General features: G+C 62.2%; 18 protein-coding genes and 2 pseudogenes. 13 read left to right on the forward strand and 7 right to left on the reverse strand.

Translation table 11 applies throughout. The features are described 5' to 3' along the window. Positions 1–63 precede the first annotated feature (63 nt). Positions 64–1,092 carry a TRAP transporter substrate-binding protein gene (locus tag P5W98_RS06850; protein ID WP_421025208.1) on the reverse strand — a complete coding sequence of 343 codons (1,029 nt, stop codon included), beginning with the start codon at positions 1,090–1,092 and terminating at the stop codon, positions 64–66. 239 nt (positions 1,093–1,331) lie between these two features. Here P5W98_RS06850 and P5W98_RS06855 point away from each other — a divergent pair, with 239 nt between their 5' ends. The 9 genes and pseudogenes from P5W98_RS06855 to P5W98_RS06895 all read left to right on the forward strand — a co-directional run. Beyond that, complete coding sequence (locus P5W98_RS06855) at positions 1,332–2,813, forward strand: NAD-dependent succinate-semialdehyde dehydrogenase (protein WP_421023876.1); 1,482 nt, start codon at positions 1,332–1,334, stop codon at positions 2,811–2,813. A 15-nt stretch (positions 2,814–2,828) separates the two neighbouring features. Continuing rightward, positions 2,829–3,653: an HpcH/HpaI aldolase family protein gene (locus P5W98_RS06860; RefSeq protein WP_421023877.1), complete on the forward strand. Its 825-nt coding sequence runs from the start codon at positions 2,829–2,831 to the stop codon at positions 3,651–3,653. Between the two features lie 20 nt (positions 3,654–3,673). Continuing rightward, positions 3,674–4,855 carry an acyl-CoA dehydrogenase family protein gene (locus tag P5W98_RS06865; RefSeq protein WP_421079420.1) on the forward strand — a complete coding sequence of 394 codons (1,182 nt, stop codon included), beginning with the start codon at positions 3,674–3,676 and terminating at the stop codon, positions 4,853–4,855. A 12-nt stretch (positions 4,856–4,867) separates the two neighbouring features. Continuing rightward, positions 4,868–6,646 (forward strand): FAD-dependent oxidoreductase, encoded by a 1,779-nt coding sequence (locus P5W98_RS06870; RefSeq protein WP_421023879.1) that lies wholly within the window; start codon positions 4,868–4,870, stop codon positions 6,644–6,646. Beyond that, positions 6,639–7,862: a CaiB/BaiF CoA transferase family protein gene (locus P5W98_RS06875; protein WP_421079422.1), complete on the forward strand. Its 1,224-nt coding sequence runs from the start codon at positions 6,639–6,641 to the stop codon at positions 7,860–7,862. The genes P5W98_RS06870 and P5W98_RS06875 overlap by 8 nt, the downstream gene beginning before the upstream one ends. Beyond that, a complete protein-coding gene (locus P5W98_RS06880) occupies positions 7,859–9,499 on the forward strand; it encodes a GMC family oxidoreductase (protein ID WP_421079423.1) in 1,641 nt (546 codons plus the stop codon). Before P5W98_RS06875 ends, P5W98_RS06880 begins: the two co-directional genes overlap by 4 nt. After that, entirely contained in the window at positions 9,496–10,245 is a 750-nt protein-coding gene (locus tag P5W98_RS06885; RefSeq protein ID WP_421023882.1) for an electron transfer flavoprotein subunit beta/FixA family protein, read from the forward strand. The genes P5W98_RS06880 and P5W98_RS06885 overlap by 4 nt, the downstream gene beginning before the upstream one ends. Positions 10,246–10,272: 27 nt before the next feature. Then, entirely contained in the window at positions 10,273–11,211 is a 939-nt protein-coding gene (locus tag P5W98_RS06890) for an electron transfer flavoprotein subunit alpha/FixB family protein (protein ID WP_421023883.1), read from the forward strand. A gap of 992 nt (positions 11,212–12,203) precedes the next feature. Further along, positions 12,204–12,566: pseudogene (locus P5W98_RS06895) on the forward strand (Arm DNA-binding domain-containing protein); the annotation flags it as partial. Positions 12,567–12,598: 32 nt separating this feature from the next. On the opposite strand, the pseudogene P5W98_RS06900 reads toward P5W98_RS06895, so the two are convergent. Beyond that, a pseudogene (locus P5W98_RS06900) lies at positions 12,599–12,910 on the reverse strand (DUF2397 family protein); the annotation flags it as partial. 405 nt (positions 12,911–13,315) lie between these two features. On the opposite strand from P5W98_RS06900, the gene P5W98_RS06905 reads away from it, so the two are divergent. Continuing rightward, a complete protein-coding gene (locus P5W98_RS06905) occupies positions 13,316–13,555 on the forward strand; it encodes an XRE family transcriptional regulator (RefSeq protein WP_434662480.1) in 240 nt (79 codons plus the stop codon). Continuing rightward, positions 13,548–14,795 (forward strand): type II toxin-antitoxin system HipA family toxin, encoded by a 1,248-nt coding sequence (locus P5W98_RS06910; protein WP_421079425.1) that lies wholly within the window; start codon positions 13,548–13,550, stop codon positions 14,793–14,795. The genes P5W98_RS06905 and P5W98_RS06910 overlap by 8 nt, the downstream gene beginning before the upstream one ends. A gap of 675 nt (positions 14,796–15,470) precedes the next feature. Here P5W98_RS06910 and P5W98_RS06915 read toward each other — a convergent pair. Both P5W98_RS06915 and P5W98_RS06920 read right to left on the reverse strand, forming a co-directional pair. Further along, on the reverse strand, positions 15,471–16,316 hold the full coding sequence (locus P5W98_RS06915) for a nucleotidyl transferase AbiEii/AbiGii toxin family protein (RefSeq protein WP_421079426.1): 846 nt from the start codon (positions 16,314–16,316) through the stop codon (positions 15,471–15,473). Continuing rightward, complete coding sequence (locus P5W98_RS06920; RefSeq protein WP_421079427.1) at positions 16,313–16,948, reverse strand: type IV toxin-antitoxin system AbiEi family antitoxin domain-containing protein; 636 nt, start codon at positions 16,946–16,948, stop codon at positions 16,313–16,315. Before P5W98_RS06920 ends, P5W98_RS06915 begins: the two co-directional genes overlap by 4 nt. Before the next feature lie 443 nt (positions 16,949–17,391). Here P5W98_RS06920 and P5W98_RS06925 point away from each other — a divergent pair, with 443 nt between their 5' ends. Both P5W98_RS06925 and P5W98_RS06930 read left to right on the forward strand, forming a co-directional pair. Then, complete coding sequence (locus tag P5W98_RS06925) at positions 17,392–18,885, forward strand: DEAD/DEAH box helicase (protein WP_421079428.1); 1,494 nt, start codon at positions 17,392–17,394, stop codon at positions 18,883–18,885. Then, the gene (locus tag P5W98_RS06930) at positions 18,834–19,805 is read left to right on the forward strand and encodes a DEAD/DEAH box helicase (RefSeq protein ID WP_421079429.1); all 972 of its coding nucleotides are present in this window, start codon (positions 18,834–18,836) and stop codon (positions 19,803–19,805) included. Before P5W98_RS06925 ends, P5W98_RS06930 begins: the two co-directional genes overlap by 52 nt. Before the next feature lie 57 nt (positions 19,806–19,862). Here P5W98_RS06930 and P5W98_RS06935 read toward each other — a convergent pair whose 3' ends face one another. Genes P5W98_RS06935 through P5W98_RS06945 form a run of 3 tightly spaced genes read right to left on the reverse strand, consistent with a single transcriptional unit; the run spans position 19,863 to position 25,064 of the window. Beyond that, on the reverse strand, positions 19,863–21,047 hold the full coding sequence (locus P5W98_RS06935; RefSeq protein WP_421079430.1) for a DUF3322 domain-containing protein: 1,185 nt from the start codon (positions 21,045–21,047) through the stop codon (positions 19,863–19,865). Beyond that, the gene (locus P5W98_RS06940; RefSeq protein WP_421079431.1) at positions 21,044–24,415 is read right to left on the reverse strand and encodes an ATP-binding protein; all 3,372 of its coding nucleotides are present in this window, start codon (positions 24,413–24,415) and stop codon (positions 21,044–21,046) included. The genes P5W98_RS06935 and P5W98_RS06940 overlap by 4 nt, the downstream gene beginning before the upstream one ends. Next, entirely contained in the window at positions 24,408–25,064 is a 657-nt protein-coding gene (locus P5W98_RS06945) for a DUF4194 domain-containing protein (protein WP_421079432.1), read from the reverse strand. The genes P5W98_RS06940 and P5W98_RS06945 overlap by 8 nt, the downstream gene beginning before the upstream one ends. Between the last annotated feature and the right edge of the window lies 1 nt (position 25,065).

Here is a 25,065-nt window from a genome sequence, read left to right on the forward strand (position 1 = left end):
CCTGTTCGGGATGAACTTGGGAAGTCATGACTCGCTCTCCGGAAACTCTTCGATGGTCCGCGCTCATGCGAACTTCTGCGTGTACTTTTCGAGCAACGCCCAGGCTTCGTCGCCGTATTTCTTGCGCCACTGATCGTAAAAGCCGGCTTTTTGCAGCGCGGCACGGAACGGCTGGATATCGGGCTTGTTGAACGCCATCCCGTGCGATTGCAACTTTCCGATCAGCGATGTGCTCAGTGCGGCGACGTCCGCGCGTTCAGCCACTGCGGCCGCGTTCAGGTGTTTCGCCACGATGGTCTGCAAGTCCGGCGGCAGCGCGCCCCAAGACCGCGCGTTGCCGAGAAACCAGAAGCCGTCCCAGATATGGCCGGTCAGCGAGCAGAACTTCTGGACTTCATAGAAGCGTCCCGTTTCGATCAGAGCGAGGGGGTTTTCTTCTGCATCAACGACCTTGGTTTGCAGCGCCGAATACGCCTCGCTGAAGTTGATGCTGGTGGGCGAGGCGTCGAGCGCCTTGAACATCGAGGTCCAAAGGGGGCTGACCGGCACGCGAATTTTCAGGCCTTTGAGATCGGCCGGGCTTTGCACCGGCCTGACCGAGCTCGTCAGATGCCGGAAGCCGTTGTCCCACGGTTTCTCCATCGCGACGAGGCCGACCTTCGAGATCGCCGCGCGAATGTAGCTCCCGAGCTCGCCGTCCATTGCTGCCCAGACCTGGTTGTAATCCTTGAACGCGAAGCCGATGCCGTTGATCGCCGAGACCGGCACGAGGGTCGACAGCACCACGCCACCCTGAGTCAGGAAGTCGATGGCGCCCGAGCGAACCTGCGACAGCATGTCTGTATCCGTGCCCATCTGACCGTTCGGGAAAATCTGCAAATCGACACGGCCGCCTGATTCGTTCTTGATGGCGTCCGCCGCTTGTTTCGCGCGAACGTTGAGCGGATGGGACAGCGCGAGGTTGTTCGCGTACTTCAGCTTGAACTGCGCGGTCTGCGCCCGAACGAGGGATGGCAAAGCGACGGTCCCCGTCGCCGCCACCGTGGCGGCTCCGAGGGTTTGAAGAAAGGTACGACGGGAATACGAACTCATTTCGTCTCGCTCCATGAAAGGAAATGCTGAGTGACGCATTCGGCGGTGCCGGTGGCGTTCTTCTTGTGACCTCAGCGACGGAAATGCATACGACTGACAGCATTTCGCTGACACACACTCTAAAAGTGTTGACACTTCGATGTCAAGGTGTTGATATAAGAAAAAGAGTGCATGCAATATGAGCCCGGGAAAGCACCTACAAAGCCGGGAACATCCGCGATACCTATCAGGAGGAGGCAATGGAACTAGAAGCGCACTACCGCGAGCACGGCTTGCTGCTCGGAGGCCGCTGGCAAGCCGCGACGGCTGACAACGGCCAGATTTCCATCAATCCGGCGACGGAACAGCGGCTGGGCTATCTGCCGCTGGCCAGCCGGGCCCAGGTCACGGAGGCCATCGACGCCGCGACCGAGGCCTCAGCCGCAATGCGCAAGCTCACGCCGTGGGAGCGCTCGGCGCTGCTGCGCCGGGCAGCGACGCTGATCCGCGAACGCACGCCGCAGCTCGCGCGAATCGTGGCGCTGGAAACAGGCAAGCCGGTCGCACAGGCCAGTGGGGAAGCCAATGCGTCCGCTGAGTCGATCGACTGGTTCGCCGACGAAGCGCGCCGTGTGTTCGGCATGTCTTACGAAGGTCGCGTCAAGGGCGGACGGTATTTGGTGCATTACGAGCCGCTTGGGGTGGTCGCCGCCTTTACGCCGTGGAATTTCCCGCTGCTCCTGCTGGCCCGCAAGATGGGCCCGGCGCTGGCCGCCGGCAACGCGATCGTGATCCGGCCGTCGAACGAAGCGGCCGGCGCGACGATGGCACTGGTGCGCTGTTTCGTCGATGCCGGTTTCCCCGAGGGCGCGGTGAATCTGGTGATCGGCAAACCCGACACGATTACGCCGACGATCATGGCCGACCCGCGCGTGGCAAAGATCAGCTTCACCGGTTCGGTGCCTGTCGGCCGTCAGATCGTCGAAATGTCCGCGCAGACCCTCAAGAAGGTCACGATGGAACTCGGCGGCCATGCGCCCGTGATCGTGCATCGCGATGCCGACATCGACGCTTTTGCGCATCTCGCGTCACTCGGCAAGTTTCGCAATGCCGGCCAGGTGTGCGCGTCGCCGACGCGTTTTTATATCCACGAATCGATCTTCGACCATGCCGTCAAGGCGCTGGTCGAGCGCTCCAGGGCGCTTCGCGTCGGCGATCCGTTGCAGCAGGACACCGATCTCGGTCCGCTGACCACGTCCAGGCGCCGCGATGCGATCGAAAGTCTCGTCGATGAAGCCGTGAGTGAAGGCGCCAGCGTGCTGTGCGGTGGCCGACGCCCCGCGCAATTCGGTCGTGGCTGGTTCTACGAGCCGACGCTCGTCGCGAACCCCGCTTCGCACATCGGCCTCATGAACGACGAACCGTTCGGCCCGGTCGGGACGCTCACCTCTTTCACGACGATGGACGAAGTCATCACCGAGGCGAACCGGCTGCCGTTCGCACTCGCGGCGTATGTCTTCACGCGCTCGATGCGCAACACCCTGGAAACCACGGAGCGCCTGCAGGCCGGCGTGGTCGGCGTGAATACGTTCGTGGCGTCGACGGCGGAGACGCCATTCGGCGGCAGCAAGGACAGCGGGTTCGGACGCGAAGGCGGACCGAACGCAATCCGCGACTACATGGACACCAAATTCATCAACCTCGAACTGGCGAACGACGAGCCGCTCGACGCCAGCGCCTGAACGGAAGAATCCATCATGCGAAGCATCAAGAATCACGCGAAAGCACAACTCGCCGCGGGTCAACTGGCACTCGGCATGGGGCTGCGCCAGGCCCGCACCGTCGACATCGCGCAGATTGCGCAGACGGCGGGTTTCGACTGGCTGTTCATCGATATGGAACACAATTCGATGGACATCGACACGGCCGCACAGATTTGCGCAGCCGCCCTCGTGGGCGGCGTGACGCCGATCATCCGCGTGCCGGGGCACGAGCCGTTCCACGCGACTCGCCTGCTCGATACCGGCGCGATGGGCATCGTGGTGCCGCACGTGAGTACACCCGAACAGGCCGCGCGGATCGCCGACATGTGCCGCTTCCCGCCTGCCGGCGGACGGTCGATCCCGGGCATGTTGCCGCAGGTCGGCTTCAAGGCTCTTCCCATCGCCGATGTGGTCCGCGCGATCAACGAAGAGGTGCTGGTCGTGGCGATGATCGAAACCCGCGAAGGGCTCGAGAACGCCGACGCGATCGCTGCGGTGCCGGGCATCGACGTGCTGCTGGTCGGCGCGACCGATCTCGCGGCGGATCTCGGTATCACTGGACAACTCGGCCATGTGCGTGTGGCGGCCGCCGTCGACGCCGTGTGCGCCGCATGTCGCCGGCACGGCAAGGTGCCGGGCGTCGGCGGGGTGTACGACGAGGCATTGATGACCGCCTACGTGCAAAAAGGCGCGCGTTTCATTCTCAGCGGCTCGGATCTTGCCTTCCTGATGACGGGGGCGAAGTCGCGTTCGCAGATGTTGCGTGCAATCCCGCTCGGCGAGACGCAACAAGAAATGGCGCAACGCAAGGCGTCCTGATCGGTCAAGAAGGAGACGTCATGAACCCCGAATACGCAAGCAATCTGGTCAACCGGCGCGACCTGAAACCCTATCTGAATGCCGATCAATTCGAATTTCGAGATTCGGTGAATCGCGTGCTGACGCGCCATGCATCGCCGGAATACGTTCGCCAGTGCGACGAAGAGAAACGCTTCCCGCAGGAACTCGTGAAGGTGGCAGCCGAACAGGGATGGTTCGGCATCACGCTGCCAGAAGCGTACGGCGGCGTCGGAGGCTATCTCGACATGGCCGCTTATCTGGAGGTCGTCGCGTATCACACCATTGCGCTCGCGCGCTTCTGGAATGCCAACGTGAACATGGTGGGCGGCGCGCTCGCGCGCTTTGCTACAGACGAGATCAAGACCCTCGTGTTGCCGAAGCTAGCCGAAGGGCGTGCCTTTCTTGCCTTCGCACTGAGCGAAAACGGCTCCGGCTCGGATGCCGCCTCGCTGACGACGCGCGGCGTGGCCGACGGAAACGACTTCGTTCTCGACGGCACAAAGATGTGGATTTCCGGCGCGCTGCAGGCCGACTACATTCTGACCGCGGTGCGCACCAATCCGGAAGCGAAGAAACACGACGGGATCAGCCTGTTCCTCGTACCGAAGGAATCGAGAGGCCTGACCATCAACCCAATCGATTTGCTCGGCGGCCACGCTATCCGGACGTGCGAAGTGGTGTACGACGGAGTACGTGTTCCGAAGGACATGATCGTGGGCGGCCTGCACGTGGGTTGGAAGAAGCTCACCACGGTGCTGTCGAAGGAGCGTATCGCGTTGTCGGCGATGTGTGTGGGCGGCGCGCAGGCGGCGATCGATCTTGCGCGCTGGTATGCGAATGACCGCAAACAGTTCGGGCAGTCCATCATCGACTTCCAGGCCGTGTCGCATCTGCTCGCCGATATGCAGACGCGCGTGGATGCCGCTCGCCTGATGGCGTTTCGGGCGGCGAAGCTGCTCGACGAAGGCGACAGCTGCGACGTGGAGTCGTCGCAGGCAAAGTACTTCGCGTCGGACACCTACGTGCAGGTCGCGACCGACGGCATTCAGATCATGGGTGCCAATGGCTACTCCGCGGAATACGCGATGCAGCGTCACTACCGCGAAGCCAAGATGTTCCAGATCTTCGGCGGCACCAATCAAATCCAGCGCAACATCGTGGCGCGCGGGCTCAAATCGTAAGCGGAGACAGACGTGACGGCAGTTCGGACATTGGAGAAATTGGGCTTTGGCGTCGACTACACGCAAGCCGACGTAGTGGTGGTCGGCGGTGGCGGCGCGGCGTCGCGTGCTGCCGTGTCCGCGGCACAGGCAGGTGCGAAGGTCCTCATGCTGGCCAAGGCGCCGGTCGGACAGGGTGGCAGTACGGTGCACGGCGCCAGCGAAATCATGAGCATGGGGGCATCCGGCTACGGCAGTCCCGACGATAGCGCAACGGTCCACTACGAAGACACGATGCGTCCGGCAGCTGGGTTCATCGACCGCGAGCTGGTGCGCGTTCTGGCTGAGGACGCACCGCAGCGCATCGCTGACCTGATCGAACTCGGCGTGCCGTTCGATCGCATCGACGATGGCTATAAGCTCATTCGCAGCGACTTCGGCAGCTATGCGCGGGCGCTCGGCGTGAAGGGCAAAACCGGCAAAGCCTTCGTCACCGCGCTCGCGGACGAGGCCAGAAGGCTCGGTGTCGAGACCCGTCAACCAGCGGCGCTGATCGACCTTCTACGCGATTCGACAGGGCGCGTGAGCGGCGTGGTCGCGATGGACCTCGATTCGCGGCGGCTGCTGGTTGTGTCGGCGGGGGCCGTCGTGCTTGGCACGGGCGGCGCGCACGGTCTGTTCTCGCAGCAGGTGTCGACAGCGGAGATGACCGGCGACGGCCAGGCGATCTGCTTCCGGCATGGCGCAGAACTCGTGAACATGGAATTCCACCAGTTCGGGCCGGCGATGGTGCACCCTTACGTGCAGCTCTTCAGCAAGTCGTGCTTCATCCTGCATCCTAAGATGCTCAATCGCGACGGTCGCGAATTCCTTTCGGACTATCTGCCGACTGGCGTGACGCCCGAGGCTGCGATGGACGAGAAAGTGTTCCCGTTCACCATCTCGAACGAGTCGCGCTACATCGATATCGCGATCGCAACGGAAATCGCGCAGGGCAGAGGCACGGAACGCGGCGCAGTGCATTTCTCTTTCGCCGACATCGCCGAGGAACGCTTGGCGGCCACCATTCCGAACACCCTGCGCTGGATGCGCGCCAAGGGACTCGATCCGAAGCGCGATCTGCTCGACGTCGGGATTGCTTTTCAATGCCTGAATGGCGGTGTCCGCATGACCAACACCGACGCGATGTCGACCATCGAGGGGCTCTTCGTGATCGGCGAACTTGCGGGCGGCGTGCGGGGTCCCGATCGTCCGGGCGGCAACTCGCTTGCCGAAGGTCAGGTTTTCGGTCATCGCGCAGGCGTGAGTGCGGCCGCATTCGCACGCGGCAGCGCGGGGCCGGCCACGTCTGATGTGGCGCCGCTTGCACGGCGCCTCGAAACGGCGCTGAAACCGAATGCGTCGTTCGACGCTCAAGGTATCGCCTCCGATCTGCGTGCAGCGATGCAGGCGCATTGCCTCGTCGAGAAGACGGAAAGCGGTCTGAACATCGCGTTAGCCGCCGCTCGCGAGGCGCGCGCGCAGTTTGCAGCAGGGGGCGGGGCGACGCCCCATCAAGTGATCGATGCGTTGACGATCGACAACATGGCAACGACTGCCGACGTCATCGTGCAGGCGTGTATCGAGCGGCGCGAATCGCGCAGCAGCCACTATCGCACCGATTATCCCGAGCGCGACGACGACCGTTTCAGTCACGCATTGACCATCACGCGCGGTGAGGCCGACCCGTTCCGTCTCACCTTCGACGTGCTCGATTACCCCCGTCCCGAATTCACGGACGCATCGCATTCCCAGGCGGCAAATCATGGATAAGAAGCAAGTCGGCCCGTTGTCGGGCTACCGCATTCTCGATCTCACCGTCATGACCGCAGGTCCGGTCGGTACAGTGCTGCTTGCCGACCTCGGCGCGGACGTGATCAAGGTTGAGGAACCGAACGCAGGTGACCTCTCGCGCAATCTCGGCAATCAATTCGTCGAAGGCGAAAGCGTGCAGTTCCTGTCGCAGAACCGTAACAAGCGCAGCATCCGCCTCGACCTGAAATCGCCGAAAGGACGCGATGCATTTCTGCGCATGGCGGAGCAGGCGGATGTCGTCGTCGAAAACTTCCGACCGGGCACGGTGGATCGGCTCGGCATCGGCTATGAGGCGGTGAAAGCGCGCAATCCGATGATCGTCTATGCAAGCGTGTCGGCGTTCGGACAGAGCGGTCCTTACGCCGCGTGGCCCGCAAACGATCCGATCGTGCAAGCTGTCGCAGGTCTCATGGACATGACGGGCGAAGCCGGCGGCAATCCGGTTCGGCTCGGGGCGCCGTTGCCCGACTTCGGCGCGGCTGCGCTGCTCGCGTTCGGCATCTCGGCGGCGTTGTTGCATCGTGAACGGCATGGCGAAGGTCAGCGCATCGATACGTCGCTGCTGTCGGCTGCGCTTTTCAGCACCATCCCTCGCGACGGCGAGACACTAAGAAGCGGCAAAGCGCCGGAGCGCCTCGGCAGCGGCCATCCGACGATGGTGCCGTATCGCAACTATCAGGGCTCCGATGGCCGCTATTTCTTCGCGGCTTGCTTCACCGAAAAATTCTGGCAGAACCTTTGCAGGGCACTCGGCCGCGAAGACTTGCTGAGCGACGAGCGATTTGTCGGCAACACCGCGCGGACCGCGAATCGGCATGCGCTCGACCTGATCCTCGAACAGCAGTTTCTGCTGCATACCGCCGAGTACTGGGTGAGGCAGCTCAGTGCCGCGGACGTGCCGTGCGCGATGGTGCAGGACTATCACACCGCGTTGACGGAGGACCCGCAGATCGCGCATAACCGCGCGGTCATCCAGATCGAACATCCGCTTGCGGGCACGATAACGAACATCGCGAGTCCGGTGAATTTTCGCGGCAGCCCGGTAGCTTACCGCCGTCCGCCACCTATGCTCGGACAACACACGGCTGAAGTACTTGCCGAATTCGGTTTCGCCGAGGAGGAGATCGCAGCACTCGAAGGTCGTGAACCGGCCGCTGTCGGAGCGAAATCATGAATTCGTACACAGCGGACTACGTGATCGTCGGCGCGGGGACGGCGGGTTGCGTTCTCGCAAACCGCCTCACCGAAGATCCGAACGTCTCAGTGATTCTTGTCGAAGCCGGCGAGCGCGATCGTCACCCGTTCATCCACGTACCGGCCGGCTTCGTGCGATTGCTCGACCATCCAACCGTGACATGGCGCTATCGCACGCGGGCCGACGCCGAGACCGGCGGCCGTGCAATCCTGTTTCCGCGTGGACGCGGACTCGGCGGGTCCAGCGCGATCAACGGCCTGCTTTATGTGCGCCCGTTTGCGGAGGATATCGATAGCTGGGAGCAGTTGGGCGCCAAGGGCTGGACCTTCGACAATTGTCTGCCGTTCTATCGTCGCTCGGAAACGTGGACCGAGGGGAACAGTCCGCAACGCGGCACCGATGGTCCGATCCAGGTCAGCCGGGTGAAGAATCCGCCGGAGATTTGCGGTGCGGTCGTGCAAGCCGCCCAAAAGGCCGGTCTCGAGTTTGTAGACGATCCAAACAGCGACACGCGCGGTCCGTCGATCTGGTACTACCAGCAAACCCGCGACGGACGTCGCCGGTCCAGCGCAGCGCGCGGTTATCTGCGGCCTGCAATGGCGCGGCCGAACCTCACGGTGGTGACCGGCGTGCAGGTGTCCGGGCTCGAAATGAACGGCAAGCACGTGAGCGGCGTCAATGCGACGACGACCGCAGGCGTTTCGATGCAGTTTCGCGCGACCCGCGAGGTCATTCTAAGCGCCGGCGTGATCGGCACGCCCAGGCTGCTCGAAATGAGTGGCATCGGCGATAAGGACGTGCTCGACAATGCGGGCATTCGAACACGCATTGCGTTACCGGGCGTCGGCAACAATTTGCAAGATCACTATGTAGTCCGGCTCGGCTATCGGGTACGGGGTGCAGGTACCGCGAACGAGCGCTCGCACGGACTCGCCCTCGCGCACGAGACGATGCGCTACGTCGTGTCGGGCACCGGCGTACTGACGTATAGCGCGGCGATCGTCGGCGGCTTTGCACAGACGCGGCTCGCAACCCGGTCCGACGTGCAGTTCGTGATCGCGCCAGGCAGCTTCGCCGAAGGACGGATCGGGGTGCTGGAGTCGGAGCCCGGTGTCTCCTGCGGCGTCTGGCAGATGCGCCCGGAAAGCCGTGGGCACGTGCACATCACCAGCAGCGAGATCACGGCAGCGCCGACGATCGCACCGTCATACCTCAGCAGCGAACTGGACCGCAACACGATGGTGGAAGGACTCAAGATCGGCCGCCGGATTTTCGCGCAGCCCGAGGTCGCCCGCTATATCGTCGACGAAACGATACCTGGCCGTCAGGCGGACACCGATGAGGCGTTACTGCAATACGTGCGTGACAATGGCTCGACTGTGTATCACGCGGTTGGCACGTGCCGGATGGGAGAGGACGAAAGGAGCGTCGTCGATTCTGAAATGCGGGTGCGCGGAACGACCGGGCTGCGCATCGTCGACGGGTCGGTGATGCCGTCGATAACCTCGACCAACACTAATGCGACGGTGCTGATGCTGGCCGAGCGCGCAGCTGACATGATCCGTTCGTCAACGGCGGCGCGCCCGGCTTCGACACATTCGAAGGAGACGGTATGAAAGTGCTAGTGGGTGTAAAGCGAGTGGTCGACTATAACGTGAAGGTCCGGGTCAAGTCGGACGGTACGGGCGTCGACTTCGCCAACGTGAAGATGTCGATGAATCCGTTCGATGAAATCGCGGTTGAGGAAGCGGTGCGGTTGAAGGAAGCGGGCGTCGCGACGGAAGTGATCGCCGTGTCGGCGGGTGTGGCGCAGGCGCAGGAAACGCTGCGCACCGCGCTCGCGATCGGCGCGGATCGCGCAGTGTTGATCGAATCCGGTGAAGACCTTCAGCCGCTCGCCGTCGCCAAGCTGCTCAAGGCGCTGGTCGACAAGGAGCAGCCTTCGTTGATCATTCTCGGCAAGCAGGCCATCGACGACGACTCCAACCAGACCGGCCAGATGCTCGCTGCGCTCGCGAATCTGCCGCAGGCGACGTTCGCCTCGAAGGTCGTTGTTGCTGACGGCAAGGCGACCGTGTCGCGCGACGTGGATGGCGGCGCGGAAACGCTGTCGCTGAAGCTCCCCGCAGTCGTGACGACCGATCTGCGGCTGAACGAGCCGCGCTACGTGACGCTGCCGAACATCATGAAGGCGAAGAAAAAGCCGCTGGAAACCGTGAAGCCGGAAGACCTGGGCGTGGACGTGACGCCGCGTCTGAAGACGCTGAAGGTCAGCGAGCCGCCGAAGCGCTCGGCTGGCGTGAAGGTGGCCGACGTGAAGACGCTGGTCGAGAAGCTCAAGACCGAAGCCAAGGTGCTTTGATTTTTCGGGCACACGGAGACGAATGAAATGACGATTCTGGTAATTGCTGAACACGACAACGCGGCGCTGAAAGCGGCGACGCTGAACACGGTGGCCGCCGCGCAGAAGATCGGTGGTGACGTGCATGTGCTGATCGCTGGCCACAACGCGCAAGGCGCGGCTGATGCTGCTGCGAAGGTCGCAGGCGTCGCGAAGGTGCTGCTCGCGGACGCGCCGCAACTGGCCGAAGGCCTTGCGGAAAACGTCGAAGCGACGGTGCTGAACATCGCGAAGGACTATTCGCACATCCTCGCGCCGGCAACGGCTTATGGCAAGAACATCGCGCCGCGTATCGCCGCGAAGCTCGACGTCGCGCAGATCAGCGACATCACGGCTGTCGACTCGGCCGATACATTCGAGCGCCCGATCTATGCGGGCAACGCGATTGCGATCGTGCAATCGGCCGATGCGATCAAGGTCATCACGGTTCGCGCAACGGGCTTCGATCCGGTTGCAGCGGAAGGCGGTAGCGCGTCGGTCGAGAAGGTCGAAGCTGCGGCCGACTCCGGCATCTCGCAGTTCGTGAGCCGCGAAGTGACGAAGCTCGACCGTCCGGAACTGACGTCGGCGAACATCATCGTGTCGGGTGGCCGTGGTCTGGGCAGCGGCGAGAACTACACGAAGGTGCTTGAGCCTCTGGCCGACAAGCTCGGCGCAGCCATGGGCGCATCGCGCGCAGCCGTCGACGCCGGCTACGTGCCGAACGACTATCAGGTCGGCCAGACCGGCAAGATCGTCGCGCCGCAGCTGTACATCGCGGTCGGCATTTCCGGCGCGATCCAGCATCTGGCGGGCATGAAGGACTCGAAGGTCATCGTTGCGATCAACAAGGACGAAGAAGCGCCGATTTTCAGCGTCGCGGATTATGGTCTGGTCGGCGATCTTTTTACGGTTGCGCCAGAACTTACTGGAGCGATCGACGGCTAGAATCGTTGCGATAGCTCGCCCCCGATTGAATTTGCTCCACGAGCCGAAGCTGTGCACGCGGAGACAGGTGACGCCGCTCCTTGGCGCTGGTTGTTATCTTCATGCCCGAAATGGGACTTCGACAGTGCCGGGCGGGTGACCGTTGGCTTATTACCGTCGAGCACAAGCACGTGGCAATCGAGCGTCACTTCGGCGAGGCGATGCGCTTGGCGAAGACATTCGCATGCGCAACGTTTCGGTACCTTTCGCATTGCTTTCGGTTCGTGCCATCTAGAAGTCAAGTCGGTAGACAAACCGGGCCCGTGGCGTCCGAGCAGGTGTCCAGCACAGCCTCGACGAATGACCGCTGCCGATCTGATATCCGACGACAAGTCCGCCATGTGTCGGACGACCGGAATGGGTCGATCAGCCGCCGACCGGCTCAGTTAGCCAGTTGTGACCTGACGGTATCGCTGACGGTATCAACTTCCGAAGTCATCTGGAGATGCATGGCTTAGACAATCTTTCTTAAGCAGGCGGCGCTGATTTTCCGATGCGGCCCACCTACGGCTGTTGAGTGCCGGGCGGGAATGCCGGTATCGCTGACGGTATCGGCGGGCGCTATGGGACCCGAGTCAAGCGCAGCGTTGGGTTTGCGGCTGGTGGTTGCTAATCGAGTGGGAGTAGGCGGTAAAAAATTCCCAATAAAATCAATGGCTTGAATCTGCGCGAGAAGTCTTTACTTGCTCGAATGCGGATTTCAAGTCATTGAATATAAAAGGATTTTTCGGCGATTCCAGTGACAGCCAAGGACGTCTGCGTCACAAGATGACGGCAAAAGAGACGGTATCCATCTTATTCATTATCCGGACTCGATAATCTACCGACAGCGCAATTCGGGCGTGACGGTAGATTTTTTTCCAAAAAGCTAGGCGTGGTGCGGGTTTGCGGGCACATCCAGGGCTCGTGGTTGATGACGGTAAAAGTTGTACCAACCACGAGAACGAGAAAAGATGCTCACCGAATTTGCACTTCGCAACCTCAAGCCCCGTACAGCCCTGTACAAGATCGCCGACCGCGACGGCATGTATGTCGCAGTCTCTCCGGCGGGCACCATTTCTTTTCGATACGACTACCGCGTGAACGGGCGGCGGGAAACGCTGACCATCGGCCGCTATGGTCGAGGGGGCATCTCGCTGGCGTTCGCGCGGGAAAAACTGCTGGACGCCCGTCGTGCCGTCCGTGAGGGCAGGTCGCCGGCAGTGGAGAAACAGCGGGAAAAGCAGCGGCGAGCTGCCGCGAAGACCTTTGGTGAATGGGCCGACAGCTGGCTTAAGGGCGGCAGAATGGCGGACACGACGCGACCTGTACGCAAGGACAGCCGGTACAAGAGACGCGCCCGATAGAACATGCTCAGGCTCGAAGCACGACTCATGTCAGCCTGTGTTTCGAGATTCCCCCAAGCGGTTAGCTGGGTGAGAGCCTGATTCAAGTCTTCCAGGGAAGGCGGGGGCGAGCCCGACGTTCCTTCAGCCAGGACGTCGTCAGGCCGCAACTGCAGCCGAAACTGACGCCGCGCCGAGGCAAAAACATCCAGGATCTGGCGATATAGGACACCTCGATCCGCGCTCACGTGGCGAAATAGGAGCGCCTCTTCTTCTCGCATGTCTCCTCCCCCGGTCAGGCAACTCTGCCGAATCTGAGTTACCGAGCGTAGCATTTTGTCAGTACATTGCCATTGCTGTGACTCATTATATGAGCGAGCCTGGCTCGTCCTCGATTAGACGGCGGCTCGATGCAGCGCACCTCGCCAAGTGGGGCTGGCGTCAGCTCCGTCACCTGGCACGGCTTCCGGTTCGTAGTGGAAACGAGTTTTTCGCGATGTGGTCGAACTCGACCGGAACCTGGCTGGATGGCGAGCCGAAGTCAGCATCCGACGTCGAGCCACTCAGCCGATGCCGACTATCGGGGAAGAAATGCTATCTTCGTGATACATTAACCAAGTATAGAGACTCATGAAGATAGCAAAATGCCGACCCCTCATACTCCTTCCGCCGGCGTCCGGCGGGCCCTGCGCAAATTCGGCTCCGACATTCACGACGCGCGCCGCCGCCGCCGGTTGACCATGGCGGTGATTGCCGAGCGGGCCTTTACGTCGAGAGCGACTCTGCAGCGCGTCGAGGCGGGCGATCCGGGCGTGAGTATCGGCATCTACGCGGCCGTGCTGCAGGCGCTTGGGCTTCTGGATGGACTACGGGGGGTTGCCGATGCTGCCCGGGATACAGTGGGACAGTCACTTGCAACCGCGGCTTTGCCTCAGCGCGTCCGATTGCCTCGTGCAGGAGGGAAAGGTGACCATGGCTGATGTCGAGGTATACATCGATCTCGATGGCTCACTGCGACCGGTGGGGTTGCTCAGGCGCCATGCGTCGCGTCGGGAAGAAACGGTCACGTTCGAATATGATGAGGCTTGGCTCGTCGACGACGAGCGCTTTTCGATTGAGCCGGCGCTTGCGTTGACGCGTGGTGTCTTCCCGCCGCCGCCAGATCAACCCGTCTTTGGTTCGATCGGCGATTCGGCGCCCGATACGTGGGGGCGTCGCCTCATGCAGCGCGCGGAGCGTCGACAAGCCGAACGTGAAGGACGGCGCGTCCGCACGCTCGGTGAACTGGACTATCTGCTGGGCGTAGCTGACGAAACGCGCTTGGGCGCGCTGCGATTCCGCTGGAATGGAGAAGATGAATTCCAGGCGCCCGTGCCCGCTGGTGTCCCCGCGCTGATCGAATTGGGGCGGCTGCTTCAGATCACTGAGCGCATCTTGCGGGACGAGGAAACCGATGATGATCTGCAACTGATCTTCGCGCCCGGGTCGTCACTCGGTGGCGCACGTCCCAAGGCTTCGGTCATCGACCAGTATGGCCATTTGTCGATTGCCAAATTCCCGAAGGAGACCGACGAATACAGTATCGAGGCCTGGGAGGAAGTTGCCCTGCGCCTGGCTGAACGCGCCGGTATTTCCACCCCGCATCACGAACTGCTTCAGGTAGCGGGCAAGTCTGTGCTGTTGTCGCGCCGCTTCGATCGCGCCGGGAGTATTCGCATTCCCTTTCTCTCGGCAATGTCGATGACAGGATCGCGGGACGGCCAACGCGGCAGCTATCCCGAACTGGTTGATGTACTGACACAACACGGAGCGAAGGCGCGGACCGATGCCGCGCAGTTGTATCGTCGTGTGACCTTCAATGTTCTGGTTTCCAACGTCGATGACCATTTGCGCAACCACGGTTTCCTCTGGGCCGGCCGCGACGGTTGGGTGTTGTCGCCGGCCTACGACCTCAATCCCACGCCAACCGACGTCAAGGCGCGCATCCTGACGACTAACATCGATCTCGATGAGGGGACGTGTTCGGTCGACCTTCTTGAGAATGCGGCGGAGTTTTTCGGCTTGTCGCTGAAACAGGCTCGGGCCATGATCCGGGAGGTAGCCGACGTGAGCCGGACATGGCAGGCGGTTGCTCAGGAAGTCGGTTGCAAGCGCGCAGAGATCGCTCGCATGGCAAGTGCCTTCGAGCACGACGATCTTTGCGCCGCATTGCGGTTGTGACGGTACAGAGAATCGCGTTCGAACTAGCCTGACGGTATCAGCGACGGTATCGCGTTCGCAAATCGTCCGGAGATATGGGTGTCCGCGGTTTTTGAAACAAAGCGAGCTCGAATGCTCCGGCGTGGCCCGGCGAAAGCTGATAAGTGCCGAGCAGGATTTTCGGTACCGCTGACGGTATCGATGTCGCGTGACCAAGCGGAAACGCCGTCCCTAAAAGGCTCCATCCCGGACATTGACAATCGAGTGGGAGTAGGGATTTTTAAAATTCCTTTTTAAATTCAATGGGTTGAGGTGGTCGATCACCCACGCCCGATTCTAAATTGCCGGACGCAGGTTCGTAAGCCCTTGATTAGTATGGGAATCCTTAACCTGCGTCCGCGCCTGCGTGGAGCCCGAGCAACCGCAATTTGACGGTATTTCTGACGGTATCCGCAGGCAGTATGTACGGATGCTCGCTTAATACCGTCAGCGGCGCTGACGGTATCCGGGCGGTACAGCAGACGCTTGGCTTGTCTGCTTGCGGATACCGCGGGGAGCCAGGATTGCCGCGGTGTTCGGCGTCCGATCCAGTCGTCGCGCGCTCATCGCCCATAGCGCAGCCATTACCGTAGGCACGGTCTTATGTGTGGGGCGCTTGTTCATAGGGTCGGTCCTTTGAACGGGGGGAGGCTGCCCTCAGCGGGCGTGAAGTCGCTGGAACTCATTGAGCAGCAGTCCCACGACCTGGACCAGGTCCAAAGGCTGCAGGCGGTTCTTCTTCAGGAATGCTGTCCATTGCTTCTGCTTCGAGGCATCCTGCGCAAAGGCGTCGCTCAGGCCCACAGGGGTCGCTTCGGGGATGTCCAGCCTTCGCCGGGCGAACGTGGCTTGGACGGCGCGATGCAGTTCGGCAGGGTCCAAGGTCTCCTCGGTCAGCAACACCCAGAGATCGAAATAATCTTTCATGCGGGTGTTGGCCATGCCCAGCAGACACACTGCGTGAAATTTCTCGGCCACCACGGTGTACTTCGGATAGGCCCGTAGTTGTGGAGCCGGAAGATCGTCGAGCAGCACCGGATAGTTCACGGGTTCAGGTGCCGGCGTGACGGCATCCCCGAATCCGATATCCACCTGCAGCGCAATGCGCGCGCCATCCAGCTTCGCACTCAGATCGATCCGCACGCCGCCATAGCCCGCCTCCTTGCGGATTTCGGAGCCCCTCACGGATCCCGGTTCGAACGCAACGCCGTCCTCGACTTCGATCTGGCCGATCTCGCGGAAAATCGAGACGGCGGTGTCGATGTCGTCGGGGCCATAGCCGAGCAGATCAGCATCCCGCGTTGGCCGGTGCGGCTGGTCGTACCACAAGGAAAACAGCAGGGCGCCCTTGAGCAGGTAGTTGGCGGCATGCCGGGAGATCGACAGCCGGTACAGCAACCGCTCTAGCCCGTATTGGGTGAGCGTCAGGTTGAAGTCCTGCTTCGAGGCATCCGCGTGCTGCTTCAGGCGGGCCCGAATGGAGGCGGCGAGGTTGTGGCTCATGTGGTCACGCTCTCCAGATAGGGGCGCATGACATTGGTCACGCGGTTCACTGTCGCGTAGTGCCAGAGCGTGTCCATCGTGAGCCTGCGCTGCGACCAGCCATCGCGCAGCGCTTCCAGGGCTACGTCAAGGCCGATCTTGTTGCGGTACTTGAAGCAGTCCGCCACCGTCTTGGCCAAGTTGAATACGGGCACCTGTACGCCATCGATTTCCATGTGCTCGACGCCTTCGGTCAGGGCTGCGCCTGACATGCGCACCACGCGCAGGTGCGGGTGATCTAGGCGCGGCGTGGGCGTATGTGGGGGAATGGCCATCCAGACCTCGAAGGGGGCCTGTGTGCCGATGCCGTGGACGCGTAGTGCCGACAGCAGGCACACCACACCACGCGGCACGCGCAGTGCGGACTCGGCCAAGGATCTATGCTCATTGGGTACGTGTCCTTTCAGGCTGTAGACGCCACGGGCGACGCGTTCCAGCTTGCCCGCCGCAACGAGCCGGCTGAGTACCATGGTCGGGAGGCCTTGTTTGACCAAATCGCGCGCGCGCAGCAACGGCTGGCGCTCAGCGAGCGCCAGGACGGCTTGTTCGAGCGTCTTGTCAGTGGAAGGCATCGTACTTGAAGTTTGTTGCATTATTTAGTCATTTGTCAACAAAAGACTAGCCAATGAATCGCGAGCGCATGACGCTTGGCGGACGGTCGGCGCCCCCTTCTGGGGCGAAGTCGGCGAATGAATGAGCCAGTCATATTCGCTTTGCAGCGAATCCTGCCGTCGCCAGGCGGAGGATCGAATCCGCGGGTGATGGACGATGAGGCCCGGGATATACTGTAGCCCCTCCTTTCTCCCGAGCCAGTCGGTAATCAAGGACGCTACGGACTCGATCCGGGCGGCGAATTCAGCCGTTGGGCGGCTTGATCGAGATCTGCACGCGTGAGAGGCAACCCGAGACCCGCGGGACTCCGCATTGATGGAGTGGGCCGGTCGCGCGAATATCAGGTCAAGCCACGACTAGCCAACGCTCTTCCATCAAGTCACATCGATCCCCGAAGCTTTCTCGCACACACGCCCCCGATCAAATGTCACCCGCCGACTGGCAGCGCGCCTTGCGTCGGCAATTCGGCCAAGAGCAGGCGTTCTCGCTGGAGAACCTCGGGACGGAGCCGTATTTCTCCGAATTTCGCGTCGGCAATCCGGAGTCGAACTCCAGCTATCGCGTATCGATTCGTGGAGCCGGCCCGGGCGATAACTTTTGCGCCTGCCCCGATTACGCCACCAACGAACTCGGCACTTGCAAGCACATTGAATTTACCTTGGCGCGACTGCTGCGCAAGCGCGGCGCAAAGGCGGCCTTTGCCCGTGGTTATCAGCCCGCATTCTCGGAGCTTTATTTGCGCAACGATGGAGGGCGATCGGTCCATTTTCGCGCCGGCACGGATTGCCCGACAAAGGTGTCCAAAGCGGCCGCCGCTTTGTTCGACGAGTCTCGGCGATGGCATTTGCCGGAGGGCCGTTTCGAAGATCTCGGGCGCTTTCTATCCAGTGTGGCTAAGGCTGGGCACGAATTGCGCGCCCATGACGACGCGCTCGATCTCATCGCCGGCCGTAACGATGCGGCGCGCCGTGCCAGGATGCTCGACGGGCAGTTTCCGCAAGGAGCGGCGACTCCCTCGCTGAGGAAGCTGCTCAAGGTGCCGCTCTATCCTTACCAGGCCGAAGGGGCATTGTTCGCCGTGCGGGCCGGGCGCGCCTTGATTGGCGACGAAATGGGCCTCGGCAAGACGGTGCAGGCCGTCGCGGCGGCTGAAATCCTGATCCGGCATTTTGGCGTGTCGAAAGTGCTGGTGATTTGCCCGACTTCGCTCAAGTATCAGTGGCAGAGCGAGATCAGGCGGTTCTCCGGCCATGCCTCGAGGGTGGTCGCAGGCGGCCTTGCCCAGAGGCGGGGCGAATATGCGGCCCAGGATCTCTACAAGATCACCAACTATGAGAAGCTGAAATCGGACCTCGACGTGATTTCCGCGTGGGCGCCGGAACTGGTTATCGTCGACGAGGCGCAACGCATCAAGAACTGGAACACCATCGCGGCGAAGGCTCTCAAGCGAATCGACAGCCCCTATGCCGTCGTGCTGACGGGAACGCCTCTCAAGAACAAGCTGGAAGAACTCGTTTCCATCGTTCAGTTCGTCGACCAGCACCGTCTCGGGCCCACGTGGAAGTTGCTGCACGAACATCAGGTCAAGGACGACGCGGGACGCGTGACGGGATACACGGGCCTCGAGAAGATCAGCCAGACTCTGGCGCCGATCATGATACGGCGCCGCAAGTCTGAGGTGCTGCCGCAGTTGCCCGGGCGTACCGACCAGAATCTGCTGGTGCCGATGACCGAGATGCAGATGGCGTACCACACGGAAAACGCGGACATCGTGGCCAAAACAAAATCGTCCGGCGCTGGCGTAACACGAAGTTTCTGTCGGATCAGGACCAGCGGCGCCTCACCTGTGCTTTGCAGAACATGCGCATGTCGTGCAACAGCACCTATCTGCTGGACCAGGAAACCGATCATGGCGTGAAGGCCGACGAGCTGGCGACGCTGTTCGAGTCGCTGTTCGCCCAGCCGGACGAGAAAGTCGTGGTGTTCAGTCAATGGACGCGCACGCATGAGATCGTCATTCGCCGGCTCAAGACGCTCGGCATCGGCTACGTCAGCTTCCACGGCGGCGTGCCGTCGGAAAATCGGCCCGCGCTGGTGCAGCGCTTTCGGGACGATCCGGACTGCCGGGTGTTTCTGTCGACGGACGCGGGCAGCACGGGGCTCAACCTCCAGCACGCGTCGACGCTCGTGAACATGGATCTGCCATGGAACCCGGCGGTGCTGGAACAGCGCATCGCGCGCATCTATCGGTTGGGCCAGAAAAAGCCTGTACAAGTCGTCAATTACGTCGCGAAGGGAACGATCGAGGAGGGCATGCTGTCGGTGCTGGCTTTCAAGCGCTCGCTGGCGGAGGGCATCCTCGACGGCGGCGCCAGCGAAATTCTGCTTGGCGGTTCGCGCCTGACCCGCTTCATGAAGGATGTCGAGAACGTCACGGGGCGCATGGGAGAGAGCGAGGTCATGGCCGTGGCGGAAGAAGCCGCAAGCGGCGCCCTCGTGTCTGGCAACGCGGCGCGTGACGCGAGCGTCCTGGAAACCGACCTCGCCGGTGGCGGAGAGCGGCCTCAAGCTTCGACCGCCGATGCAGCGCAACGCGGCGCGTCCTTCGAACCGTGGTCAGGGTTGCTGCAGTTCGGCGCGGTGCTGGCGTCGGCGCTGAGTGAGCCGAGCGATGGCGCGCTTGCCGAGCACCCGTGGGTCGAGCGCGATGCGGTGACGGGCGAGCATAGTCTCAGGTTGCCGCTGCCATCTTCCGAGACCGCAAGACGACTGGCTGAGGTGCTGTCGACGATCTCTGATGCTCTGCTGCGCAACGGCAGCGCAAACCGAGGTCGCTGAACCTTGGAGTTGAGCCGGGCATCTTTGAGGCGGCTTCTGCGGTGAGATCGGCAAGTTCTAAGCGCAAGCCCGCTCTTCGAGTGCCGCCCTGACCCACCCGAATCCCACGCGCTCTTGCTCCAGCCGCAGTCCATGGCGAATCCGGTTGTCGCGGAGGTCGTCGAAGAGTTCCCGCTCTTTAGCCGTGAGTCGCTGCAGATCGCGTACGACCTGATCGCCTTCTTCTCCCCAAAATGCTTCATGTGCCATCAGCGTGGCGCGGTCCATCAAGAACGACCCAACATTGGGGAGGCAGCTGCGCAATTGGTCCAGAATGGCGAAGCCGTGCGTGTCGATGTCACCCCAGTAGTGAAGCGCGCAATCCGTGAGCCATCGCGCGGGCTCCAGTGCTTCCCAACCGTAGCCCGCTCCGAAGACCACTATCGATTGTGGAACGTCAGGAAACGCCAGGAAATTTGTCTCGTTCTCCGTAATGAACACGTGTCGGCACGGCAGTGCGACGCGCGCGAAGCTGTCGGCGTCGAGTGCGATGTCAGGCCGCCTCACGCCGGGTAGTACGACGAGGCGCTCATCGAGCACGCGAAATCGGATACGAGACGGCTTCTCACGGAAGCCGTAGCGAGCGGCGAATTGCGTGGCGCCGGTCCGGCTGCCGTCGATTGCCTCGGGTGGTAGCACGTGATCGAGCCATTGCGTGAGCACCCCGCGCCGCGCTTCGATGAACTTCGTGTCGACAGACGCGATTTCCGCCTGCCGTAGATACAGACCCGGACGAGGATGTCCCACCATCCAGTCGACGACGGCGAGCAACCGTTCCCAGTCGTCGGCAACTTCCAGCGCTAGCAACGGGCGCTGCGCGAGCCACGAGATGAGCTTCGGCTGGCGGGCGCGCGTGATCTCGAGCAGCCGCTCGAATTGCGCGGCCTCGCGGCGCTTGCCGGCGAGCGCGAGCGCATCGTGCAGATTGTCGACCCAGGCTGCCTGTGGCACGCGCTGCATGCCGAGAATTCGATGATTGATCTCGCGCCATTCGATGCGCACGCGCGGTGTGGCCACGAGTTCTGCGATCCACGCGCGGACGGCGTCGAAGCGCTCAGCCAATTCAGGCGAACTGGGCCCTTTTATTGCCAGGCGCAGCGGGAATAGGCCTTCGCCGCCAACGACCAGGCTTCGTAACCATTCGCCACGCTCCCATAGGCGCTGAAGGCGTGCCCGCAGATCCGCAGCCGTCGTCCAACTCATCGCTCCAACTCCGCCTTGCGCGCGCGATACTCCTCGATCGACAGGTTGCGCAGCTTGGAGGCGCGTCCGCCATCGTTCTGTACGAATCCGACGCTCGACACGAACGGTTCGATGATGTGAATCTTCTGAAGCGGGGTGACGATGAGCAGTTGTAAGTTCAGTTTTTGAAACAACGTGAGACCGTACTGTGCCGACTCGTCGGAGCCACGGCCGAAGGCTTCGTCGATGACGACAAAACGGAACGATCGCGAGCGCACGGCACCCCATTCGAGACCAAATTGGTAGGCGAGGCTCGCGGCAAGGATCGTATAGGCGAGCTTTTCCTTCTGACCGCCGGACTTCCCGCCTGAATCCGAGTAGTGCTCGTATTCGCTGTCGTCTTCGCGCCAGCGCTCGCTGGCGGCGAACAGGAACCAGTTACGCACGTCGGTCACTTTCGCGCGCCAGCGCCGGTCCTGTTCGGTCAGTCCTTCGCGGCCGCGGAAGCGGTCGATGATGCGTTTGACCTGCATGAACTTCGCTTCCGAGTATTGGCTATCGTCCGAGCCGGTCAATTCGCCTTCGGTGCAGGCGCGCAGGTCGCCCTGGAATTCGCGGATCTCGGTGTCGGGGCTCGGCTGACTCTCGAGAACGATGTATCTGCCCGCGTTGTAGTCGATTTGGCGCAACGATTCGTTGATGCACCCAATTCGCTCCTTGATCGTCTCGCGCTCGCGCGCGAGTTGCGCATGAAAGTTGGCGATCTCGTTGATCGTATTGACGTTCAGCAGCTCCTTGAAGCGCGCTTCGAAGCGCGGCAAGTCGTCGGCTTGCAGCCGCGCGAGCATTTCGCGGTACTCGAACGTCGCTTCGAGGCTCGCATCAAAGTCGGCTGTCTCGAGCTTGTAGGCATCCTTGAAGGCCGCCATGGCCTTGACGATTTTTTCCGCGAGGCGGCCGAGCGCCCTGGTTTCGTTGTCGATGCGAGTGGTCAAGGCCTCACGTACATCGCGTTCGCGGTTGTCACACGACTCGACGGAGAGCTGGTGTTCGCCGAGCATCTCCATGCGCAGCGCCTCGATGCGTTCGACAAGCTCGGCAGTTACTTCCACGGCCAGCGCGCGCGTTTCATCGCGCAACATTTCTGCTGATTCGCGCCTGGCTAGGATGCCGCCTAGTTTCGAGTCGGTTTCGGATATCGCTGCTTCAGTCGCTTTCAATGCCGCTTGTGCCTGCTCCAGCTGAGCCGTTAGTTCCGCGAGGGTGTCGCTTGCCGCTTCGAGGCGGGCTTTTTCGTCTGCCAGACGCGCGATCGCGGCCGCACAGCTTCCCCAGTCGATGTCGCGGAAGTCGACGAACTCGCCGATGCGCGCAAGCGCTTCGAGCTGCTCGCGCACCTTCGCGTGCTCGCTTTGAGCTTCTGCAAGCTTCTGCCCGATCTCGCCCAGACGAACCTCGAGCGTGCGCCGTTGTGCTTCGAGCGCAGCGATTTTAGCCGTGTTGCTCCAACCGAGCACGTAGCGGCTGCGGTCGTCGAGTGCGTGGCGGTCGTCCTTCTCGTGACGCTCGCCGGGCGCTTTGGCTTGGCCTGCGCGCGTGATCGCACGCGTCTCGCGCCGAAATTGCTCCTGCGTTTCGCAACATGCGTAGTCGAAGCGACGGCCGATTTCGCGCTCGAGCCAGACATAGAACGGCGAATCTGGCTTGATCGCGAGCTGGTGCGCGAGTGAGTCGCGGTGCAGTTCGAGCGCTCCGGCCGTGAGCGGGGTGCGCTCCGCGCGCACGCGGAAGTAGACGAGCCGCCCTCGTAGATGGGTGCGATCGACCCAGGTCGCTACGTCTGCATAGTGCTCGTCAGGCACGAGCAGTGACAGGCCAAAGTTGCGCAGCACGCGTTCGGCGGCGCCTTCCCAGTCGCGGGCATCAACACGCACCTGGATGAGTTCGCCCGCGAACGGCAGGGTCTCTTCTTCGAGGCCAAGCGCTGAGTAGAGGCTCGCGCGCATTGTCACCTGTTCCTTCGGGATGTTGTTGCGTCGAGCCTTCAGGCTCGCGATTTCATCCTCCAGCAGGTCGCGGCGGGCTTTTCCTTCGCGAAATGCCACGCTCCATTCGGTGATGGCGTTTTGCTTTTGCGCCTCGTCGTCGGCGAGCGAGCTGCGTCGTTCGGCCAGACGTTGGCGCTGGGACGCAAACGATACTTCGTCGGTGACCTCGACCTCGCCGAGCACGGTAACGATGGCGGCATAGCGTTGGGTGCGTTCGCGGCGGCGTGCGCTTTCGCGCTCGTGCTCGCGGATTTCAGCCTCGAGCTGCGCGATGCGATCGCCGCCGTGCTCGGCCACGGCGCGGCGCAGGTCTTCGACGCGCTGGCGGGTTCGGTCGCGCATTTCTTCGTGCCGCGCCTTGCGTGAGCTCGCGCCTGTGTGGTCCTCGTCGAGCAGTTGAAGGCGACGCTCGATGAGGCCGAGCTTGAGCCCGGCGAAGTAGGGCTTCAACGCTTCACGGCATGCTCGCCAGCCATCCAGCGTGTGCCCTTGTTCGGCGTGACGATCGCAGTCCGCGACGAGCGGTGCCAGCAACTCCACCTGGCGCTTGGCTTTGAGAACCGCCTCATGAGCGCGATTGAGATCGTCGAAGTGGGTGATCAGCGCGTCGACGCGAGGCGCGACGTCGAATGGCTCGAGCATGTGGCTGCGCACGAAGTCGGTCAGGTTGCCCACTGACTTCATCGAAACGGTCTGGTGAAAGAGCTCAAGCGCTTGCTCGTTTTCGATCCCGAAGCGCCGCCGGAACCAGGCACTGTACCTGGGAAAGGTATCCTCGATTTCGGCGCCAAGCCCGCGCAGTTTCTTGCGTAGCTGGGCGATGTCGGTGCCGAAGCGCGAAAAGTCGGCGGCGATCGAGAGATCGCGTTCGGCGCAGACGAAGAACCGCGCGGGCTGGGCCTGCGCGTCTTTCATCCAGAACACCTGCGCGATCGTGACGGTCGTATCGTACCCAGCGTTGCGGAAGACGCCCAGGACCACCGAATAGCTGTTATGGTCGCGAAGGCTCACGGGCTTGGCCGTCCCCGTTACCTCGTTGCGCTCGGACTTGTAGTAGCCGAGCACATATGAACGGAGCGTGCGCTCCTTGCTGTCCGCGCCGGCAGCCTTGTTGTAGGCGATCCGCTGCGCGGGCACGAGGAGCGTCGTGATCGCATCGACGAGCGTCGACTTGCCTGAACCGATATCGCCCGTCAGCAGGCCGTTGCGGCCATCTACCCGCAGGACCCAGACCCGGTCGTCGAACGTGCCCCAGTTGAAGACCTCGAGTCGCTCGAGGCGAAAGCCCGTCAGTGCACCGTCGGCGGAAAAATCGAGGCCAAGCGTGCGCGGCTCATTCATCGCGATTCTCCGGTGATTCCGAAACCGTCGAGCTGTCCAGGTGCGCCTGATAACCCGCGAGCCGCGCGTCGAAGTCAAGCAGCCATTGCGCATCGACGAAGGCCTTCAGGATGCGCCGCACCTCGAATGTGGGCGGTCCGCTCGTGGTCTTCATCCGGCGCAGGAAACCGAGCTCGACGATCTTGTTCACGTGCGTGTCGATCTGGTCGACGAGGCGCACCTCGTTGGTGCTCGCGGGCAGGAACACGCGTACGAGTTCGACGATCTCCTCGCGCGTGAGAACGAGCCGCGTATCGCCGCCGCCAGCGTCCCATTCGGCCAGCTTTTTCCGCAGCAGCGCGAGCAGCAGGCTCACGGGGAACGAAAGCGGGCGCCGGGCGACGAGGCGCGGTAGCTTCGCCTGTTCCCCGCTCTCGACGTCAGCGGCCTGCTCGGCGCGGCTTCTAAGGAAGGCGTAGCCTTCCGCTTCGTCTACCACGAGGTCAAGCCCAAGCACGGCGACGTAGTCGCGCACGTGCGGCTGCAATTCGAGCAGCACAGCCCAGAGACGGTCGTTTCCATCGCGGTAAACCACGCCCTTGAGCAGCGTGATGGCAACCGTCGATAAGTCACCTCGACCAAGCGACGTGTCTTGCTGTTCTTCCCTCATC

The sequence above is a fragment of the Paraburkholderia sp. A1BS-2L genome, from assembly GCF_051125205.1.
GTDB lineage: Bacteria > Pseudomonadota > Gammaproteobacteria > Burkholderiales > Burkholderiaceae > Paraburkholderia.

Coding starts and splice junctions, on each gene's coding strand:
- P5W98_RS06880 (WP_421079423.1), top strand. CDS start 7,859: ATGAATTCGTACACAGCGGACTACGTGATCGTCGGCGCGGGGACGGCG.
- P5W98_RS06860 (WP_421023877.1), top strand. CDS start 2,829: ATGCGAAGCATCAAGAATCACGCGAAAGCACAACTCGCCGCGGGTCAA.
- P5W98_RS06915 (WP_421079426.1), bottom strand. CDS start 16,316: ATGAGCCACAACCTCGCCGCCTCCATTCGGGCCCGCCTGAAGCAGCAC.
- P5W98_RS06885 (WP_421023882.1), top strand. CDS start 9,496: ATGAAAGTGCTAGTGGGTGTAAAGCGAGTGGTCGACTATAACGTGAAG.
- P5W98_RS06865 (WP_421079420.1), top strand. CDS start 3,674: ATGAACCCCGAATACGCAAGCAATCTGGTCAACCGGCGCGACCTGAAA.
- P5W98_RS06875 (WP_421079422.1), top strand. CDS start 6,639: ATGGATAAGAAGCAAGTCGGCCCGTTGTCGGGCTACCGCATTCTCGAT.
- P5W98_RS06855 (WP_421023876.1), top strand. CDS start 1,332: ATGGAACTAGAAGCGCACTACCGCGAGCACGGCTTGCTGCTCGGAGGC.
- P5W98_RS06945 (WP_421079432.1), bottom strand. CDS start 25,064: ATGAGGGAAGAACAGCAAGACACGTCGCTTGGTCGAGGTGACTTATCG.
- P5W98_RS06905 (WP_434662480.1), top strand. CDS start 13,316: ATGGCGGTGATTGCCGAGCGGGCCTTTACGTCGAGAGCGACTCTGCAG.
- P5W98_RS06920 (WP_421079427.1), bottom strand. CDS start 16,948: ATGCAACAAACTTCAAGTACGATGCCTTCCACTGACAAGACGCTCGAA.
- P5W98_RS06935 (WP_421079430.1), bottom strand. CDS start 21,047: ATGAGTTGGACGACGGCTGCGGATCTGCGGGCACGCCTTCAGCGCCTA.
- P5W98_RS06925 (WP_421079428.1), top strand. CDS start 17,392: ATGTCACCCGCCGACTGGCAGCGCGCCTTGCGTCGGCAATTCGGCCAA.
- P5W98_RS06890 (WP_421023883.1), top strand. CDS start 10,273: ATGACGATTCTGGTAATTGCTGAACACGACAACGCGGCGCTGAAAGCG.
- P5W98_RS06930 (WP_421079429.1), top strand. CDS start 18,834: ATGTCGTGCAACAGCACCTATCTGCTGGACCAGGAAACCGATCATGGC.
- P5W98_RS06910 (WP_421079425.1), top strand. CDS start 13,548: ATGGCTGATGTCGAGGTATACATCGATCTCGATGGCTCACTGCGACCG.
- P5W98_RS06850 (WP_421025208.1), bottom strand. CDS start 1,092: ATGAGTTCGTATTCCCGTCGTACCTTTCTTCAAACCCTCGGAGCCGCC.
- P5W98_RS06940 (WP_421079431.1), bottom strand. CDS start 24,415: ATGAATGAGCCGCGCACGCTTGGCCTCGATTTTTCCGCCGACGGTGCA.